The organism is Phenylobacterium sp. (genome assembly GCF_013822795.1).
Classification (GTDB): Bacteria; Pseudomonadota; Alphaproteobacteria; order Caulobacterales; family Caulobacteraceae; genus Phenylobacterium.
This window is the reverse complement of sequence record NZ_PNLB01000001.1, coordinates 266,432-282,797: the sequence shown is the minus strand read 5'-3', so window position 1 is coordinate 282,797 and position 16,366 is coordinate 266,432. Positions and strand designations below refer to the sequence as shown.

Here is a 16,366-nt window from a genome sequence, read left to right as displayed (position 1 = left end):
GGGGCGACAGTTGGCTTTGGAGTCAGGCAGGATTTTGCCGCTGGAGGCGCATGCCCTCGGCCGCACTCTGGGCGTTTGGGTCGACGAGCTCGAACAGGCGCTGGCGGACGAGACATCGCCTTCCTGGGCCCGCGAGGTCGCCGCCCCAGTCTTCGGTCATCTGGACGTCGTGGGCCTTCCGATCATCGATGCGCGCACCGTCGCGGCGGCGGTGTATGATTCCCGGGGACACCGTTGCGCGGCCACCCCCGCCTTCGAGGACGGCGGCTTTGAACACCTGGTGGACAAGCTCCGTTTGGCCGATTTCGCTGCGGGCGCGGACCCGGCTTGGGTCTGCATCGAACGCGACGACGAACCCGCCACCTGCCTTGTCGCCTATGCGCCGGCCGACCGCGTCACCACCTGGCGAGTGCCGCGCCAGATACACGAGGCCGCCGCGGCGCACCCACGCGCGGTAGTGGTTCTGACCACCGCGCTCGACAGCGACGCTCCGCCCCTCCGTGACGCCTGTGTCGCCTATGGCTTGAATGGCCTGCAAACCCGCGTCGCTCTCGAGACGATCCGGGCCGGGGCGATCAAGGCGGCGGCCGAGAATCTGGGTCTTTCCTACCAGACCGCCCGTGAGGCCCTGGCCGAGGCCATGAGGCGCGTCGGCGCCCAGCGACTGCCGGGCTTGGTCACCCGCCTGACCACGCTTGCCTTTGGGGTCTTCCCTGGCCAGGGCGCAGCCAGCGGCGTGCTGGCCGATGTCTGGGGGCTCAGCGAACGTCAGATTGCGATCGCCGGCATGCTGGCCGAGGGCGCGACGCGAGAAGAGGCCGCCGAGCTGATGGGCGTCAGCCTGGCCCTGGTGAAAAAGGAGCTCGACGCCGCCTTCTCCCTCCTCCAGGTCACTTCGGGCGCTGAGTTGGCGCGCAAGCTGGTGGAAGCCCGCGCCTTGTCATGGCTCACCCACGCCACCGCCGGTGGCGTCGGCTACGTAGAGGATCAGTCCGAACCGCTGCGCTTCGTGCTTCGTCCGGACGGCAGCCGGATTGCGTTCTCCGACTACGGGCCCTCATCCGGCAAGCCGGTGCTGGTGCTCCATTCCTCGATGACCAGCCGGATCGTGTCGCGGAAACTGCTGCGCGCCCTCCACCAGGCCGGCTACCGACCAATCTCGATCGACCGGCCCGGTTTCGGCCTGTCTGATTCCCTGCCGTACCATGAGGCCGCCGCTGACCCCTTCGGCGCGGCCGTGGGCGACGTGCCCCAGGTGCTTGCACACCTGAAGATCCGGCGGGTCGACATCGTTTCTCGCGGCGCCGCCCAGTTCCTGGTCGCTCTGGCTCACGCCCTGCCGGACGCCATCGGACGGGTGGTCCTGGTCAACCCCGGCCCGCCGTACCGCCTGAGCGGCCGCGGTGTCGGCCCGCTCGGCGTCATCAAGACCGCCCTGGTCCGCAATCCAGCCGTGGGCCGCGTATTGGCGCCATTCCTGGCCGGCCAGCTCACTCACCAACGGCTCTCCAAGATGATGATCCAGTGGACCCGCGGCAGTCCGCCGGACCAGAAGGCCAGCAGCGATCCTGAGATCGTTGCGGACTTCTTCCGCTCGGTGCGCATGTTCGCCACCGGCCGCTGGGAGGGTTTCCTGCGGGAGCAAGCCGCCATCTCTCGAGCTGGCAAGCCGCCGCCCTTCGAGGGCGCTCGTGGCTGGCGCATCCTGCTTGGCGCTTCGGATGTGCTCTACGAGCCCGAGGTGGTCCTGACCTACTGGCGTCAGCTGCTGCCTGGGGCCGATTTCGAGATCGTAAGCGAGGGAGGCCGCTTCCTGGCGATGACCCATCCTGACCTCGTGGCCGAAGCACTCGCGGGTTAGGCAAGGTGAGCCCACGGCCGGGGAAGCGGACGCCGATGGAGTTGAGCGTAGCTACGCCGACCGAGCCGCGCCCCGTCAGCCACGGGTGGATTCCACGCCGTTCGCAGGGCAGCTTGGCCCGATGGCGAAGCTACCCGTAAATCCGCTTGCTTGGCTCGAACCCGACCGTCGCTGGCTCTATCTCGCCTTGCTGGTGCTCACCCATCATCGGCTCACCGAAGGCCGCCTCGCGGTGGCCCGCCATGTCCTGCTCGTCGATATGGAAATCCACGATGACCCGCGCCAAGGCGCGGGGAGCTGGCTGTTCCCGAATGAAGAGCCGCTGCTCGATCGGCTAGGAGAGCAACTTCAGAAATTCGGCGCGGCGGCCCTGGGTGACGATGGCTGGCGTCAGATCGTCGAGACGGCGACCGTCTTGCGCGCTCATCTCGAAGCGAACGGCGTCGGGCGGCCTCTGCGCTCAGTCGCGCCCACCAGCCGGCCATACCTCGGCGCAAGCGATCTGGAAGCCCTGCTGCAGTTCGCCAGCCGGTCGCTAGCCGAGCGATCTTCTCTAGCTTCCACCTGGCATCCCGGCGACGTCGCCTGGGCGCTTCGCGACCAGTATGACGCGCGGCGTCCGATCAGGCTTTGGGATCGGCAAGGCGCTGTTGAAGCGATCGCCTGGTTCGTCGGCCCCGGGCAGCTTTGGCTTGAGGCCACGCCCACCGGCGAACTCTGGCTGCCGGACATTATCGCGTGGGCGGAGGACTCGCTCCTGCGAAGCCGAGGCGCAGGCCAGACCACGACGCTTTCGGTCCGGGCGTTCCAGGGCGACCCGGTGCGGATCGCCGGCTTGTCGCGGTTGGGCTTTGAGCGCGGCGGGCCGGAGAGCGTCCACTTTGAACTCGACCTCGCCCAGGCCGGCCCAGACGTCGAGCTCCCTCCCGGCTTCATGGTGCGCGACAGCTCAGGCGTCGATCCCGAGCAGCGGGCCGCCTCTCATCGGGACGCTTGGAGCGCGCTCGACCACATCGGCATCGCGAACGCTCGCTCCACCTTCTCGGCCACCGCCTATGAGAGCCTGCGCACATCGCCCATCTATCGGCCCGATCTCGACCTCATAGCGTTGGCGCCCGACGGCGCTCTGGCCGCGAACTGCATCTGTTGGGCGGATGAACGCTCGGGTGTCGGGATATTTGAGCCGATGGGAACACATCCCGACTTTCGCGGGCGCAGGCTGGCTCGGGCCCTGTTGGCGGAAGGCTTGCGGCGCATGCGCGGTCTGGGCCTCCGCCGGGCGCGGATCTCCACGGCTCACTTCAACACCGCGGCGATCTCGGCCTATTCCAGCACGTTCCATCCGCTCGACCGGTCCTACTGGTGGTCCAAGGTCCTGGCGCCGCGCCCGTGATCCCCGGCTGCAGGTCCGGATCGATCGCGGTCGCGGACCTACCTCCTGGAGCTATAGGCGGCTCTGCCGCCAGCACGTCCGCAACGGGTGGAAGGAAGCCGTCACCATTCCAGGGCCTCGGGATTCTCGATCGGCCTTCCCGATTGCGAGTCCACGGCGACGCGCTCCAGCCGGCCGTCTTTGAGGATTCCGACCATGTAGGCGTGGACCTCCGAGGTCGGGTTGGAGGCGCTTCTCGCAATGCCGGCCACGACCGCCGGTGCGCCCTTCCGTGCCGCTTGTGCCGTGCGGATCGCGTCGGCTAGCGAAACCTTGGCGTCCTTGACGGCGGTCGCGCGCCGTTGGGCCTTCCAGTTCAACATCCACGACGGAACGGACGCACCGATAATCTCAACTGCGTCACTGGTCGGACTGTCGAGCCGCCAAAACCTGACGTCCGCTCCATTCAACACGATGGCCGAGTAGCCCGGCGCGCCGCCGACGTTGTCAAAAGTTACCGCAGCCACTCGACCTCCGTTCAGGGACTCGATCTTGGTCACCATGTCGGACAGGATCTTCGGATCGCCGCTAAATCCGGTGACGTCGATGCTGATATCTTGGTTCACCTTCAAGGTCTGGGCGAGAGACGGCGCTGCAGCGGCCAAGCTGCCGATGGTGGCGAGCGCAAGCAGAAAAGCACGCATGGAGGTCCTCAGCGGATGTTGTTCCCTGCCCGCGTTACACCCTTCGGCAATTGCAAAGTCATGCGCGCCGATACCTGAGCACGGGCGGCGATCCACCTGAGAGCGGACCAAAGCGAACGTCCGCTTAGGGTCGAAATCGGACGTAGCCGGCGTCAGCCGTGCAGAACGAGTCCGCCGTAGCCGGCGATATGGCCGAAGATGGCCGCTATGACACCGACGGCGACCGACACCAGGCCGACCACGAAGATGCGCACCGCCCTTTCGTAGTTGACGACGAACACCGACTTCACCGCCAGCAGATCGACCAGCGCCTTGATCTGCAGGGCGACGCCAAGGGTGATGGCCGTCACGGCGAACAGATCGGAAGTCTCCCAACGCCCAGGCAGTCCGCTCCAGCGAACCAGAAAGGCCAGCGAGAAGCCGAGCACCACCCCGATCGCGGTCATCGAGCCCGAGCGGAAAATGCCCTCGACCCGGGCAGGCTCATCCGTGGTGGGCTTTGTGGTGGGCGGTGTGCGGGCCATGGCCGAGGGCCTTTCTGCTGAGCGGCGCCGCGACCGGCAACGCTTCCGCGACGGTGCTTAACGGGTCGGGTCGACAGTACAGGATCGACCGAATGCGGTCCGCGTGAATGTCAGCGAAGGGTGGACCCTTGCCATCACAGGCATGGACTTCGAACTTGCTCAGATGAGTTGGGAAGATCACGCGGTGAAAGTGGCCGAAGGCACTTGGCTGTACGATGGCGCGGCCGAGAAGCCGGTGGCGATCATCTCGCTCCCGTTCGACTATTGGTACGAGCTTGGGAAAGCAGACGACCAACTGGCGCCGGGCGAGGAGCCCAGTCCACTGGGGCCGCTAGGGGTTCTCTACTATGCGAGCTTCACTTCTATCGACTCCGCCGGCTACCTGACCATCGGTGAGGCCAAGGCGGCTGCGCAAGCTCGTCTATCAGCGCCCATCCATTGGCGACACTGAACGTCCGCCATGGGTCGATTGCGGGCCTTCCGTGCGCAGAGCCGACGTTCCAGCCTTCAAGAAAACGCCAAAAGTCGGATGCTGGCGCGATCGCTAGGCTGATCGCCCCGTGACCCGCACATAGAACCCATCGGGATCCAGGACGCGGAAGTCGGTCAGCCCCCAAGGCTGCTCGACCAGTCCCGAGATCCCCGGCTGCCGGCTGGCGACGGCGCGGGCGTGGCTGGCCGCGACGTCTTCGACCTCAATGACCAGTTCAACGCCGAGCCCGACCCTGTGGCCAGGCTCCGGGCGAACCGGATGGTCGGCTGGAAGCTGAGACGCCGCACTCAGGCCCAGGACGGCTCCTCGCCGGCCGATGGAGACATAGCCGCCAGGCGCCTCGCGCAGAACGTCGAAGCCGAGCACGTCCCGATAGAAGGCGACCGATCGCCCGACATCGCCAACGAACAACTCGGCGCGCAGCGCAGGCTGCGTGGTCTCCGCGTCCAGCTCAGGCCCGTCTCCCATGCCCTGACCATGGGCGCGCCGGCCAAGCTTGGCAATGTCAGCGCCCTCGAGCCCGCTCCGGACGGCTAGCCTCAGATCGTCGTGATCCACCCCTCGCCCAAGCCCGACAGCTGGACATTGACCAGGGTCATGTGCCCGCCGCCGGACAGCGTGATCACGGTGTCCGCCCCCACCTGTGCTGCGCTGTAGGTGGTCCCGGCCAGCAGGCCGACACGATCGCCCGCGGCGAAGTCGAGGACCTGGTCCTCGCCCCTGCCGCCGGCGGTCACGAAGAGGTCGGCGCCGGCGCCGCCGATCAGCGTATCGTCGCCGCGGTCGCCGAACAGGGTGTCAGCGCCCTCCCCACCGGACAGAACGTCATTATCCTGCCCACCGTAAAGGAAATCGGCTCCAGCGCCGCCTTCGAGCGTATCGCGGCCGGCATTGCCCTGCAGGGTGTCGTCCCCAAGATCGCCGTTGAGACGATCATCGCCCTCGCCGCCGAGCAGAAGGTCGTTGTTCTGACCGCCAAACATCAGGTCGTTGTCGGCGCCGCCATCAAGCGTGTCGTGGCCGGTGTTGCCCTGCAAGGTGTCTTGGCCCAGGTCGCCGAACAGCAGGTCGTTGTCTGCCCCGCCGAAAACCTGGTCGTCGCCCTTGCCGCCATAGACAAGGTCGTCGCCCGCATCGCCCCGGGCGGTGTCGTTCCCGGCGTTGCCGTGCACGAAGTCCGCGCCCTCGCCGCCGAACACGACGTCGTCGCCGTCGTCGCCGTAGACTTCGTCGTCGCCGCCGGCCGAGCCCACCGTGTCGTTGCCGCCGCCGCCGTGCAGGACGTCGTCGTCCGCCCCCAGGAAGATGGTCTGCGCCGCGCCGTCGCCCCAGACGTGCTGGGAGCCCGCTCCGCCGGTCACGGTCGCGCTGCCGATGATGGCGGCGAACTCGACGTTCTGCAGTTCGATGTGGATGCCCGGGTTGGAGCGGCCGTCGATGACCAGCGCGGTCTGCGGCTGGCCCGCCGCCTGCGGCTGGCCGCTGATCGTCAGCGGCTGAGCCCCCGGGGTCGTGTCAGCGCCCGTCGTGACGATGGTCTGCACCAGCAGGGGCGTGCCGGCGCCGAGGCCGTTCACAAAGTCCGTCCCGGCGCCGCCCAGTTGTCCCTGATCCTGCGAGCCGCTGTTGGTGTGCGCCCTGATCTCGCGGATCAGGTCGGTCAGCGCATCGCCGGCCGACTTCGGCTGAGGCGAGCCGCTCGCCTGCAAGCCGTAGCCGACGGGGACCTGCAGCGCGAGCAGCGCCTGGCCGGCGCTGTCCTTCACCAGCGGGATGTCGGCGACCGTGTTGTTCCCGACTTGCTCCACGCGCCCGGGCTGGACGACCGGGACGGTCACGATCTGGCTCACGGAACCGTCCGACGCCGTGCTGGTCTGCGTCTGCACCGGCACGCCGTCCACCGTCGTCGTGACCGGCGGCGTCGTGGGCGTCGTCGTCGGCGGCGCGGCTGTCGTATTGGTGACGCTTGTGGCGGCGAGGCTCGCCGCATCGTTGCCGCCGGCGTCCTGGATGGCGTTGACGTCGTCGCCGGCGGTCGGATCGACATACCCGACCGTGACCGCCGCTCCAGCGGCGACGGGCGAGGCCAGCGTCAGGGTGACGGTGTGCGCCGCGCCATTGACCGCGACCGCGCTCACCGAAACCGGAGCGCCGCCCACCATGACGGTGAAGGCGCCTGCCGCAGGCGCATGACCCGCGTCCAGCAGACCGGCGTCGGAATAGGTCATGACGAGCGTGGCGCCGTTGACGGTCGCGCTCGTGAAGGACGGCGCGGCGGTGTCCACCAGCACGCCGGTCGTGGCGGGGACGTGGCCGGTAAGGGCGAGGTTGGCGTTGTTGCCGGCGCCGTCGCGGATCGTCCCACCGTTCAGCGAGATGCCGTTGACCGCAATGCCGTCGCCATCGTTGTCGCCGGCCTGCACCGTGTAGCTGTAGGTGATCGAATTGGTCGTCGTGCCGGTGATCGATGCGCTACGAGCCGCGCCGCCGACGGTCAGGCCGAGCGTGCTGGGGGCGCCGTTCAGGATCACGTCCTCGTCGAACGTGACGGTGAAGTTCAGCGTCTCGCCCACGACGTAGGAGTCGTTGGCCGGAACGGAGATGTTTCCGCTCACCGTCGGAACGGTGGCGTCGACCAGCACGCCGACAGTCGAACCGACGCTGTTCAGCGTCGTGTCGGCGTTGTTGCCGGCGGCGTCGCGGATCGTGCTGCCGCCGAGCGTCAGGGCGCCGATCGTGACGCCGTTCGCGTCCGTCTCGCCGGCCTGGACCACATAGCGGTAGGTGACGGTGGAGCCGGTGCTGGAATGGAAGTCGGCGCTGCGCGTCGTGCTGCCGACCGTCAGGGCGATCGAGCTGTCAGTCCCGGTGACAGTCACGTTCTCGTCGAAGTTGACGGTGAAGTCGAGGTTCTGCCCGGCCACATAGGTGGCGCTCGACGGCACGCTGACGCTGGCGACGCCCGGAGCCGAGGTGTCGACCAGGATCCCGCTGGTCGCCGGCAGGTGGCCGCCGAGGGCCAGGTTGGCGTCGTTGCCGGCGGCGTCCTTGATCGTGCTCGTGTTGAGATTGATGGCGCCGACCGAGATGCCGTTGGCGTCGGTCTCGCCCGGCTGCACCGTATAGGTATAGGTGACCGAAGCGCCGCTGCTGGAGGCGAAGGTCGCCTCGCGCGGGGTGCTGCCGATGGTCAGGCCCAGCACGCTGTCGCTGCCGGTGACCGTGACGTTTTCGTCGAAGGTGACGGTGAAGGTCAGGGTCTCGCCTTCGCCGTAGCTGCCATTGGCCGGGACGGCGATATTGCCGCTGACCGCGGGCGGGCCGCCGTCGACCAGGACACCCACGGTGGACGGCACGTGGCCGCTGAGGCTCAGGTTGGCGTTGTTGCCGGCGCTGTCGCGGATCGTCCCGCCGTTCAGCGAGATGCCCGTGACGGAGATGCCGTCGGCGTCGTTGTCGCTTGCCTGCACCGTGTAGCTGTAGGTGATCGAATTGCCCGTCGTGCCCGTGATGTCGGCGCTACGCGCAGCGCCGCCGATGGTCAGGCCGAGCGTGCTGGGAGAGCCGCTCAAGGTCACGTTCTCGTCGAACGTGACGGTGAAGCTCAGCGTCTGACCCGCCATGTACATGCCGCCGGTCGGAACGGAGATATTGCCGCTGACGCTCGGCACGGTGGCGTCGACCAGCACGCCGGAAGTCGAGCCCACGCTGTTCAAGGTCACGACGGCGTCGTTGCCGGCCGCGTCGCGGATGGTCGAAGCGCCCTTCGAGAGCGCGCCCACGGTGATGCCGTCGGCGTCCGCATCCCCCGCCTGGACCGTGTAGCTGTAGGTGATCGAGTTGGCCGTCTTCGACGCATAGGTGGCGGTGCGCGCCGTGGCGCCGATCGTCAGGGCGAGCGTGCTGTCGGTCCCGGCGACGGTGACGTTCTCGTCGAAGTTGACGGTGAAGCTCAGCGCCTGGCCGGCGGCATAGGTGCCGCCCGACGGCACGCCGACGCTGGCGACTTCGGGCGCGGTCGTGTCGACCAGGACCCCCACGGTCGACGGCACGTGGCCGCTGAGGGTCAGGTTGGCGTTGTTGCCCGCGCCGTCGCGGATGGTGGTCGCGCCCAGCGTGATCCCGCCGACCGCGATGCCGTCGGCGTCGGTCTCGCCCGCCTGCACCGTGTAGGCGTAGGTGATCGAGTTGGCCGTCTTGGAGACGAACGCCGCGTCACGCGCGGTGCTGCCGACGGTCAGGCCCAGGACGCTGTCGGTCCCGGTCACGGTCACGTTCTCGTCGAAGGTGACGGTGAAGCTCAGCGTCTGGCCCGCCGCATAGCTGCCATTGGCCGGAACCGCGATGTTGCCGCTGATCGAGGGCGCCGGGTCCACAGTGTTGTTGGTCACGCTCGTGGCGGGGAGCGAGGCGGCGTCGTTGCCGCTGAGGTCCTGAATGGCGCTGACGTCGTCGCCGCCGGTCGGGTCGCTGTAGGCCACCGTCACCGCCTGGCCCGCGGTCACCGCGCTCTGCAGCGTCAGTGTGACCGTCTTGGCCGCGGCGTTCACGGCGACGGAGTTGACGGTGACTGAAGCGCCGTCGGCCATAACCGCGAAGCGGCCGACAGCGGGCGCATTGACGGCGTCGAGCGGGCTCGCCTCGTTGTAGGTCATCACCAGCGTAGCGCCGTTGACCGCCGCGGAAACGAAGACGGGCGCCGTGACGTCGACCTGCGCGACGACGATTTGATCGATATGCAGGTCCGAAGTGCCGCCGAAGACGAAGCGGATTTCATCGATGTTCGCATAGGCGCTGCTGAACGTCAGCGTGCCGTAGGCCCCGCTCCCATCGTTCCCCCCAAGCGCGTAGTTGATGCCCCCCGTGGAGTCGGACGCGGTTAGGTTGACCGCTTCCGGTGCGACGACCTGAACGCCATTGGAATAGGCGGCGATCGTCAGAGTCTGGGTCGCACCGAAACTCTGCCCAATCTTGAACGACTCCAATTCGAAGTTGGTCCCGTCGGCCGACTTCATCGTGTAGTTCGTGATGTGAACGCCGTTGTAGTTGAGGACGACGGCGCGGTCGCTCGCACCCTCGTCACTGTTGAGCCAGACAGCGAATTCAGGTGAGGACGCTACGGCGTGATCCGCGGCGCTGCCGCTGGTGAACTGCCAATTGCCTGCGGTCAGCGTCGTGCCCAAGTCCGTGATCAGTCCCAGCGAGTCGAAGTTCTCGCTGCCGATGGCCAGCGTGCCGGCGAAGGCCTGTTGCCCCGCCGGGGTGATCGCGGCCGAGGTCTCGATCGTTCCGGTCTGTACCTCCAGCACCCAGTCGCCGCCGGCGCCGGTCAGATCGTCCGAGGCGGCGATGTCGGCGCCGGTGGCGTCGGCCAGGGCCTGGATGAAGGCCGCGCCCTCGGGGCCCGCGCCGACTTCGCACCCCCACAGCTGGATGTCCCCATCCGGCGCCAGCGCGCCGCCGATGGCGCCGAGCTCGCCGGCATAGGCCTCTATGTCGCCGGCCCCCAGCGTCGCCGAGCCCAGCATCAGGACGCCGGCCTGGCCGTGCCCGACGATGTGGATCGCCGCGAGGTCGGTGCGACCGGCCAGCGCCTGCGCCATCTGCGCAAAGCCGTCGCCGCTGGCGTCGATCAGCACCACCTCGGCGCCTGGGGCGACCCCGGCGACGATGGTCTCGTAATCCTCGATGCGGGTGTCGACGAACACAACTTCCGACCGAACTTCGGCCGCTTCACCACTCTGCACGCGCACACCCACCCACTGCTGCGACAACGAAAACGGCTGGCGGCGAGCCAGCCAACCGCAACGTCGGGTGGTAAGGTTAAGGTGACGCTTACAACAGCCCCGCTTGCCGACACACTTCATATACCCTAGGGGGGTATCCTATGGCTCACCTCTCCTCCCACAACGAGGCGCTGCTCAAGCGCGTCCGCCGCATCGCGGGCCAGGTCGAGGCGATCGAACGCTCGATCGCCGGCCACGCCGCCTGCGCCGACACCCTGCACCTGGTCGCCGCCACCCGCGGCGCCATCAACGGCCTGTTGGACGAGGTGGTCGAAGCCCACCTGCGCGAGCACGTGGCCGCGCCCGGCCTTGACGACGCCGCCCGCGCCCAGGCCGCCGACGAAGTCATCGCCGCCATCCGCCGCTATTCGAAGTGAACTCGCCCATGACCACCGCCGCCGACCTCGAAGACCTCGCCCACGACCACGTGTTCCTCGGCGCGGCTCATGACGACCATGCACGGCGCACGCTGTGGGTGGTGGGCCTGACCGCCCTGATGATGGTCGCCGAGATCATCGCTGGCTACTGGACCGGCTCGATGGCGCTGCTGGCCGACGGCTTCCACATGGCCACCCACGCCGGCGCGCTCGGCGTGGCCGCCGCGGCCTATGCCTACGCTCGCAAGCACGCCCGCAGCGAACGGTTCAGCTTCGGCACCGGCAAGGTCGGCGACCTGGCCGGCTTCGCCTCGGCGCTGGTGCTCGGCATGGTCGCCCTCGGCATCGGGGTGGAGTCGGTCAAGCGCCTGCTCGAGCCGACCACCGTCGCCTTCGGCGAGGCGACCATCGTCGCCGTCGTCGGCCTGGCGGTGAACCTGGTCAGCGCCCTGCTGCTCGGCCACGGCCACCATCACCACGGCCATGGCCACGACCATCATGCCCACGATCACCACGGCCACGATCATCACCACGACCACAGCCACCACGACCACAGCCATCACGGCGTCCACCAGAGCGGCGACAACAACCTGCGCTCGGCCTACATGCACGTGCTGGCCGACGCCCTGACCTCGGTCCTGGCGATCGTGGCGCTGCTGGCCGGGCGGCTGCTCGGCTGGGTCTGGCTCGATCCGGTCATGGGCATCGTCGGCGCCCTGGTGATCGGCCGCTGGTCCTGGACCCTGATGCGCGACACCGCCGGCGTACTGCTCGACGCCACCGACGCGCACGTCGCCGCCGAGGTCCGCGAGCTGCTCGAAGGACCCGGCGACGTCCGCATCTGCGACCTGCACGTCTGGCGCGTCGGACCGCAGGCGCACGCCGCCATCGTCAGCGTGGTCGGCGGCCTGGACGCGGCCGAAGTCCGCCGCCGCCTGGCCCCGGTCCACGAGTTGGCGCACCTCACCGTCGAGGCGCGCTAGAGCATTTTAGCCCGGCACGGCCACGAACCGACCGCCGGGCGCATGCTCGTGGCCGTTCAGCCGGTCGACCAGTCCGATCAGCTCGTCCAGGTGCGCGTCGTAGAGCCCGCGCGGCGTCGTGCCGTGCTCGTTGCACAGGAACGCCGCCGCCGCCGTCGCCACCCCGTGCTGCGCCCCGTTGCCCATCAGCTTCACCGACGAGCCGGCCACGTGGGTGACGCTGATGTGCTTTCCCGCCATCAGCAGGTTGTCGATGTTGGCCGAGTAGAGGCAGCGGAACGGGATGCCGTACGGCTGTTGGTCGCGGACATCCATGATCCAGTCTTTGAGGCGGAAGTCGTACTTCCCCTCGCCCGGCCCCCACGCGCAGTGGATGCAGAAGAACCCGTCGTTGGCGACCAGCATGTCGTTGTAGCGGGTGTGATCGCGGATATCGTTCTCGGTCAGGACGTGGTCGCCCTTGTACCGCCGGAACTCGCCCTGCGCGGCGACGAACGCCATCCAGTCGAACTCCAGGTTGGCGTACTGCTCGCGGTCCGCGTTCTTGACGTTCGAGAAGGTCCCGTAGAGCGCCCGCATCAGGTAGTCGCGGACCAGCTCGCCCGAGGTGTAGGGGTCCAGCCACTGGCCGTACTCCCAATAGTGGGTGGCCGGGAACTGCATCATCCAGGCCTGGCTCGGATCGGCGCTGAACTGGAAGGTCGCGTTGTCGGGATTGGCGTTCGGCCCGGCGCCGTTCTCCTGGCCCGGCTGGGTCAGCTGGCCGCTGAGATTGGCGTAGTCCTTCGAGATCTCGGTCGCCCACGGCACGTCCGGGAACGGAACCGGCTGGTCGGCCATCTTGGTGCGGAAGAACAGCGTGTTGCCGTGGTGCATGTCGTCGGCGACTTCCGGCGCATAGGGTTCGTCGTATTCCGCGCGCGCCTCGCGACCGAACAGCGTCTCCGCCCCCGCCAGCACGCCCAGCATCGCCACGCCGCTGGTGTCGATGAACATCTTGCCCCTGAAGCGCGTCTCCGCCTCGCCCTTGGCCTGCACCGCGTCGACGCTGACGATCCTGTCGCCCACCCGCTCGGCGGCGATGATCCGGTGCTCGAGGAACACGTTGGCCGTCGGTTCGGCTTGCAGCAGCGACAGCGCCGCCAGGTCGCCGTCCGGGGTCCGCGCCGCCAATTCCAACAGCAGCTTGCCCTGCGTGCCGCGCGGCATCAGCCCGATCTCCTTGCTGGCGTTGCCGCCCAGCACCGGCCGGTCGTGGATCAGCGCCACCTTCTGGCCCAGCCGCGCCGCGGTCAGCGCCGCCGCGCAGCCGGCGACCCCGCCGCCGACCACCACCACGTCGTACGCGCCGCCGTCGACCGGATCGGCCGGCAGGCCGCGCATCGTCTTGCGCCACGCCCGGCCGGCTGGGCCTGCCTCGTTGGGCGGGACCGTGCCGTCGCGGCTGAGAAATATCGCGTCGCAGCGCCCGTCGAAGCCGGTCAGGTCATGCAGCGCCAGCGCCGTCTCGCCCTTGGCCAGCGTCACCTTGCCCGCCGACTGCCAGCTCCACTCGGGGGCGTCGAACGCAGCCTCCAGCACCACGCCGTCGATCGACAGCGAAAACCGCCCCGGATTGTGCGGTGCGGCCCAGTCGCGGGTCCGCACGAACACCTCGTACTCCCCGGCCTGCGCGATCTCGACGCGCGTCGTCGCATCGGCCACCGGCTTGCCCAGCCCGTGCGCCAGCAGATAGGGCGAGCCCATCTGCGCCTCGAACTGGGAGTCCAGCACCCAGCCGCCATGGTCGGCGAAGTCCTCCGCCTCGATCAGGATTCCCGACGACTGGCCCATGGCTCCGCTCCCTGCTTGCCCCCGGGCGCGCTTCGGCGCCTCGGTTTCTTCGGGCGCCATCTGTTAGTATGATAATCATAGTGTCAATCGCCTATGAACTTCATAGCGACCCGACTAGTGTGGAGCCGAGACAGGAGTGCGCGCGCTGGAACACCCCACCCTCTGCCCGATCGCCCGCTCCACCGACCTGATGGGCGACCGCTGGTCGCTGCTGGTCATCCGCGAGCTGTTCATGGGTCTCTCGCGCTTCCACGACCTCCAGGCCCAGACCGGCGCCACGCCGCAGCTGCTGACCGCCCGCCTCAAGCGCCTGCAGGCCGACGGCCTGGTCGAGCGCCAAGCCTATTCCCAACGGCCGCTGCGCTACGAGTACCGCCTGACCCAGATGGGCCGCGATCTGATGCCGGTGATCCTGGCCCTGCGCGCCTGGGGCGAGAAATGGTGCAAGACCCCGGACGAGGGCCTGGCCGTGCGCATGTTCCACCGCGCCTGCAGCACCGAGCTCGACCTGGACTACCGCTGCCCGAAATGCGCCATGACCGTCCCATGGGGCGAAGCCCAGCCCTGGCCCAACCCGGCCTACATCGAAGAGCGCCAGCAGCGCGCCGCCGAGTTCGGCCGCGCCTGAGTCCGCTTCACGCATGCCCGTGCAACCCCTGCAACGGCTGGCCGATGACTGCGCGCCGGCTCTCGGCGGCGCGGCGCAGCACCTCCCGCGGCAGGTTGTAGTAGGCGCTCGGCGTCATCCCCATGAAGGCGCGGAACTCGCGGGTGAAGTGCGCCTGGTCGACATAGCCTTCGTCGAGCAGGGTGTTCAGCGGCCGGTCCAATTGACCGCCGATCTGCTCCAGGGTGCGCAGGAACCGCTGGCGGCGCAGCAGCCGCTTGGGCGCAAAGCCGAACACCCGGCGGCACAGCCGGTCGAGCGTCCGGGTCGAGACCCCGGCCTGCCCTGCGAACACGGCGATGTTGCGAAGATCACCGGTGAACAGCGCATTGGCCGCCCGCTGCACCGCCGGATCGACGATCGGCGCGGCCGCCGCGCGGGCCTCCAGCCGCGCCTCCAGCACCGCCACCCGCGCCGCATCGTCGGATCGCTCGAGCAGGTCGACGAGCATCTCGCCCGCCGCCGATCCCCAGAGCTCCCCAAAATCGACCGCCGCATTCGCGTAGGGCTCGGCGCTCTCGCCGATCAGCCGGCTCCAGCCCAGCGGCGTCAGCCCAAAGCCGATCACCAGGCCGCCGTCGGTGCGGATGGTCCCGGTGCGGTCGGTCGGCCCCCACAGCCCGGCCGGGGCGGCGAACCACGGCGCGTCCTCGCTCAACCGCCAGCTCCAGTCGCCGTCGATGACGAACCGAACATTGGCCCACTCCGGATGCAGGTGATCAAGGTGCGCTCCGGCCGGCACCTCGACAAAGTAATAGGCGGTGATCAGGCCGCGCAGGCTTGGCCTCGGCGGATAGAACCGGACCTGCGGCGCAGGTGGCTGGGGGTCTTCCATCAGATCCGCCCGACTGATCATGGGCAAGCTTAGGCGCCGATCCGGCCCCGTTCAACGTCGCCTGCGCCGATTGGCGAATTTCTACAAAGTGCTCGCGACGCTCGCTCCTAGAACAAGCTCAACCGGACGAACCGTTCAGGAGCAAATGACCTTGTCCTTCAAGTATCTGGCCGCCATCGCCGCGGCTCTGGTTCCGGCGGGACCTGCTCTCGCCGCCAATCTTCTCGTCAACGGCGGCTTCGAAGCGACCCCGACCCAGCCGTTCTACTACGACAGCTACGCCCCCGGCGGACACATCCAGCACTACCCCGCCCCAGCCGTCGCCGCTCAGTACGTGCCCGGCTGGGTGCTCGGCGATCCGACCGTGTCGGACCTCTACCGGGCCCCGGTCGTCTACTCGCTGGTCCCGGCTGCCGCCGCCGAGGGCTCGCAGTTCCTGTCGCTGAACTGGTCGCCGCTGGGCGGCGTCACCCTCTTCAACTCGATCTCGCAGGACTTCGTGCTGGGCGCCGGCGCCACCGGTTTCGATTTCGCGGTCGCCATGGGCGTGGAGTCCGGCTTCAACGGTTCGACCCTGCAGGTCCAGGTCCTCGACGCCGGCCAGAACGTGGTCGCCCAGTCGGGCCTGTTCACCCACGAGGACGGCGCCCGCACCTGGTCGCAGAAGACCTGGAGCGCCGCGCTCGCCCCAGGCGCCTACACCCTGCGGCTCAACGGAACCGGAAACGGCAACGCCTGGGACGTGCTGCTCGACGACGTACGGTTGGAGCAGGTCACGGGCCTCGCCTCCCCAGTCCCGGAGCCCGCGACCTGGGCGCTGATGATCGTCGGCTTCCTTGGCGCCGGCGTCGGCCTGCGCCGCGCGCGGGGCGTCGCCGCGACGGCCTAGCGCGGGCTGCTAGGCGGCGGCCCGGTGACGTCCTGCGCCGAC

13 protein-coding genes are annotated in these 16,366 nt (G+C 68.6%); 7 read left to right on the top strand and 6 right to left on the bottom strand.

Translation table 11 applies throughout. The features are described 5' to 3' along the window. Window positions 1–34 precede the first annotated feature (34 nt). The gene (locus C0481_RS01285; RefSeq protein ID WP_293399797.1) at window positions 35–1,861 is read left to right on the top strand and encodes an alpha/beta fold hydrolase; all 1,827 of its coding nucleotides are present in this window, start codon (window positions 35–37) and stop codon (window positions 1,859–1,861) included. Between the two features lie 121 nt (window positions 1,862–1,982). Further along, on the top strand, window positions 1,983–3,254 hold the full coding sequence (locus tag C0481_RS01280; RefSeq protein WP_293399794.1) for a GNAT family N-acetyltransferase: 1,272 nt from the start codon (window positions 1,983–1,985) through the stop codon (window positions 3,252–3,254). Between the two features lie 101 nt (window positions 3,255–3,355). On the opposite strand, the gene C0481_RS01275 is transcribed toward C0481_RS01280, so the two are convergent. After that, window positions 3,356–3,937 carry a hypothetical protein gene (locus C0481_RS01275; RefSeq protein WP_293399791.1) on the bottom strand — a complete coding sequence of 194 codons (582 nt, stop codon included), beginning with the start codon at window positions 3,935–3,937 and terminating at the stop codon, window positions 3,356–3,358. A gap of 152 nt (window positions 3,938–4,089) precedes the next feature. Continuing rightward, window positions 4,090–4,461 carry a hypothetical protein gene (locus tag C0481_RS01270; protein WP_293399789.1) on the bottom strand — a complete coding sequence of 124 codons (372 nt, stop codon included), beginning with the start codon at window positions 4,459–4,461 and terminating at the stop codon, window positions 4,090–4,092. Window positions 4,462–4,564: 103 nt separating this feature from the next. Here C0481_RS01270 and C0481_RS01265 point away from each other — a divergent pair, with 103 nt between their 5' ends. Further along, complete coding sequence (locus tag C0481_RS01265) at window positions 4,565–4,912, top strand: hypothetical protein (RefSeq protein ID WP_293399786.1); 348 nt, start codon at window positions 4,565–4,567, stop codon at window positions 4,910–4,912. Window positions 4,913–5,005: 93 nt separating this feature from the next. On the opposite strand, the gene C0481_RS01260 is transcribed toward C0481_RS01265, so the two are convergent. Further along, complete coding sequence (locus C0481_RS01260; RefSeq protein WP_293399783.1) at window positions 5,006–5,422, bottom strand: VOC family protein; 417 nt, start codon at window positions 5,420–5,422, stop codon at window positions 5,006–5,008. Window positions 5,423–5,493: 71 nt separating this feature from the next. Continuing rightward, window positions 5,494–10,701 carry a DUF4347 domain-containing protein gene (locus C0481_RS01255; RefSeq protein ID WP_293399780.1) on the bottom strand — a complete coding sequence of 1,736 codons (5,208 nt, stop codon included), beginning with the start codon at window positions 10,699–10,701 and terminating at the stop codon, window positions 5,494–5,496. A gap of 140 nt (window positions 10,702–10,841) precedes the next feature. On the opposite strand from C0481_RS01255, the gene C0481_RS01250 reads away from it, so the two are divergent. Beyond that, window positions 10,842–11,117: a metal/formaldehyde-sensitive transcriptional repressor gene (locus tag C0481_RS01250; RefSeq protein ID WP_293399777.1), complete on the top strand. Its 276-nt coding sequence runs from the start codon at window positions 10,842–10,844 to the stop codon at window positions 11,115–11,117. 8 nt (window positions 11,118–11,125) lie between these two features. Continuing rightward, on the top strand, window positions 11,126–12,100 hold the full coding sequence (gene dmeF, locus C0481_RS01245; RefSeq protein ID WP_293399775.1) for a CDF family Co(II)/Ni(II) efflux transporter DmeF: 975 nt from the start codon (window positions 11,126–11,128) through the stop codon (window positions 12,098–12,100). Window positions 12,101–12,106: 6 nt separating this feature from the next. Here the strand turns inward: dmeF and C0481_RS01240 are convergent, their stop codons facing one another. After that, window positions 12,107–13,933, bottom strand: a complete 1,827-nt coding sequence (locus tag C0481_RS01240) for an FAD-dependent oxidoreductase (protein ID WP_293399772.1) — start codon at window positions 13,931–13,933, stop codon at window positions 12,107–12,109. Between the two features lie 136 nt (window positions 13,934–14,069). Between C0481_RS01240 and C0481_RS01235 the strand changes: the two genes are divergently transcribed. Beyond that, window positions 14,070–14,561, top strand: a complete 492-nt coding sequence (locus tag C0481_RS01235; protein ID WP_293399770.1) for a helix-turn-helix domain-containing protein — start codon at window positions 14,070–14,072, stop codon at window positions 14,559–14,561. 7 nt (window positions 14,562–14,568) lie between these two features. On the opposite strand, the gene C0481_RS01230 is transcribed toward C0481_RS01235, so the two are convergent. Next, window positions 14,569–15,435 (bottom strand): helix-turn-helix domain-containing protein, encoded by an 867-nt coding sequence (locus tag C0481_RS01230; protein ID WP_293399767.1) that lies wholly within the window; start codon window positions 15,433–15,435, stop codon window positions 14,569–14,571. Window positions 15,436–15,580: 145 nt separating this feature from the next. Between C0481_RS01230 and C0481_RS01225 the strand changes: the two genes are divergently transcribed. Further along, complete coding sequence (locus C0481_RS01225) at window positions 15,581–16,324, top strand: PEPxxWA-CTERM sorting domain-containing protein (RefSeq protein ID WP_293399764.1); 744 nt, start codon at window positions 15,581–15,583, stop codon at window positions 16,322–16,324. Window positions 16,325–16,366 lie beyond the last annotated feature (42 nt).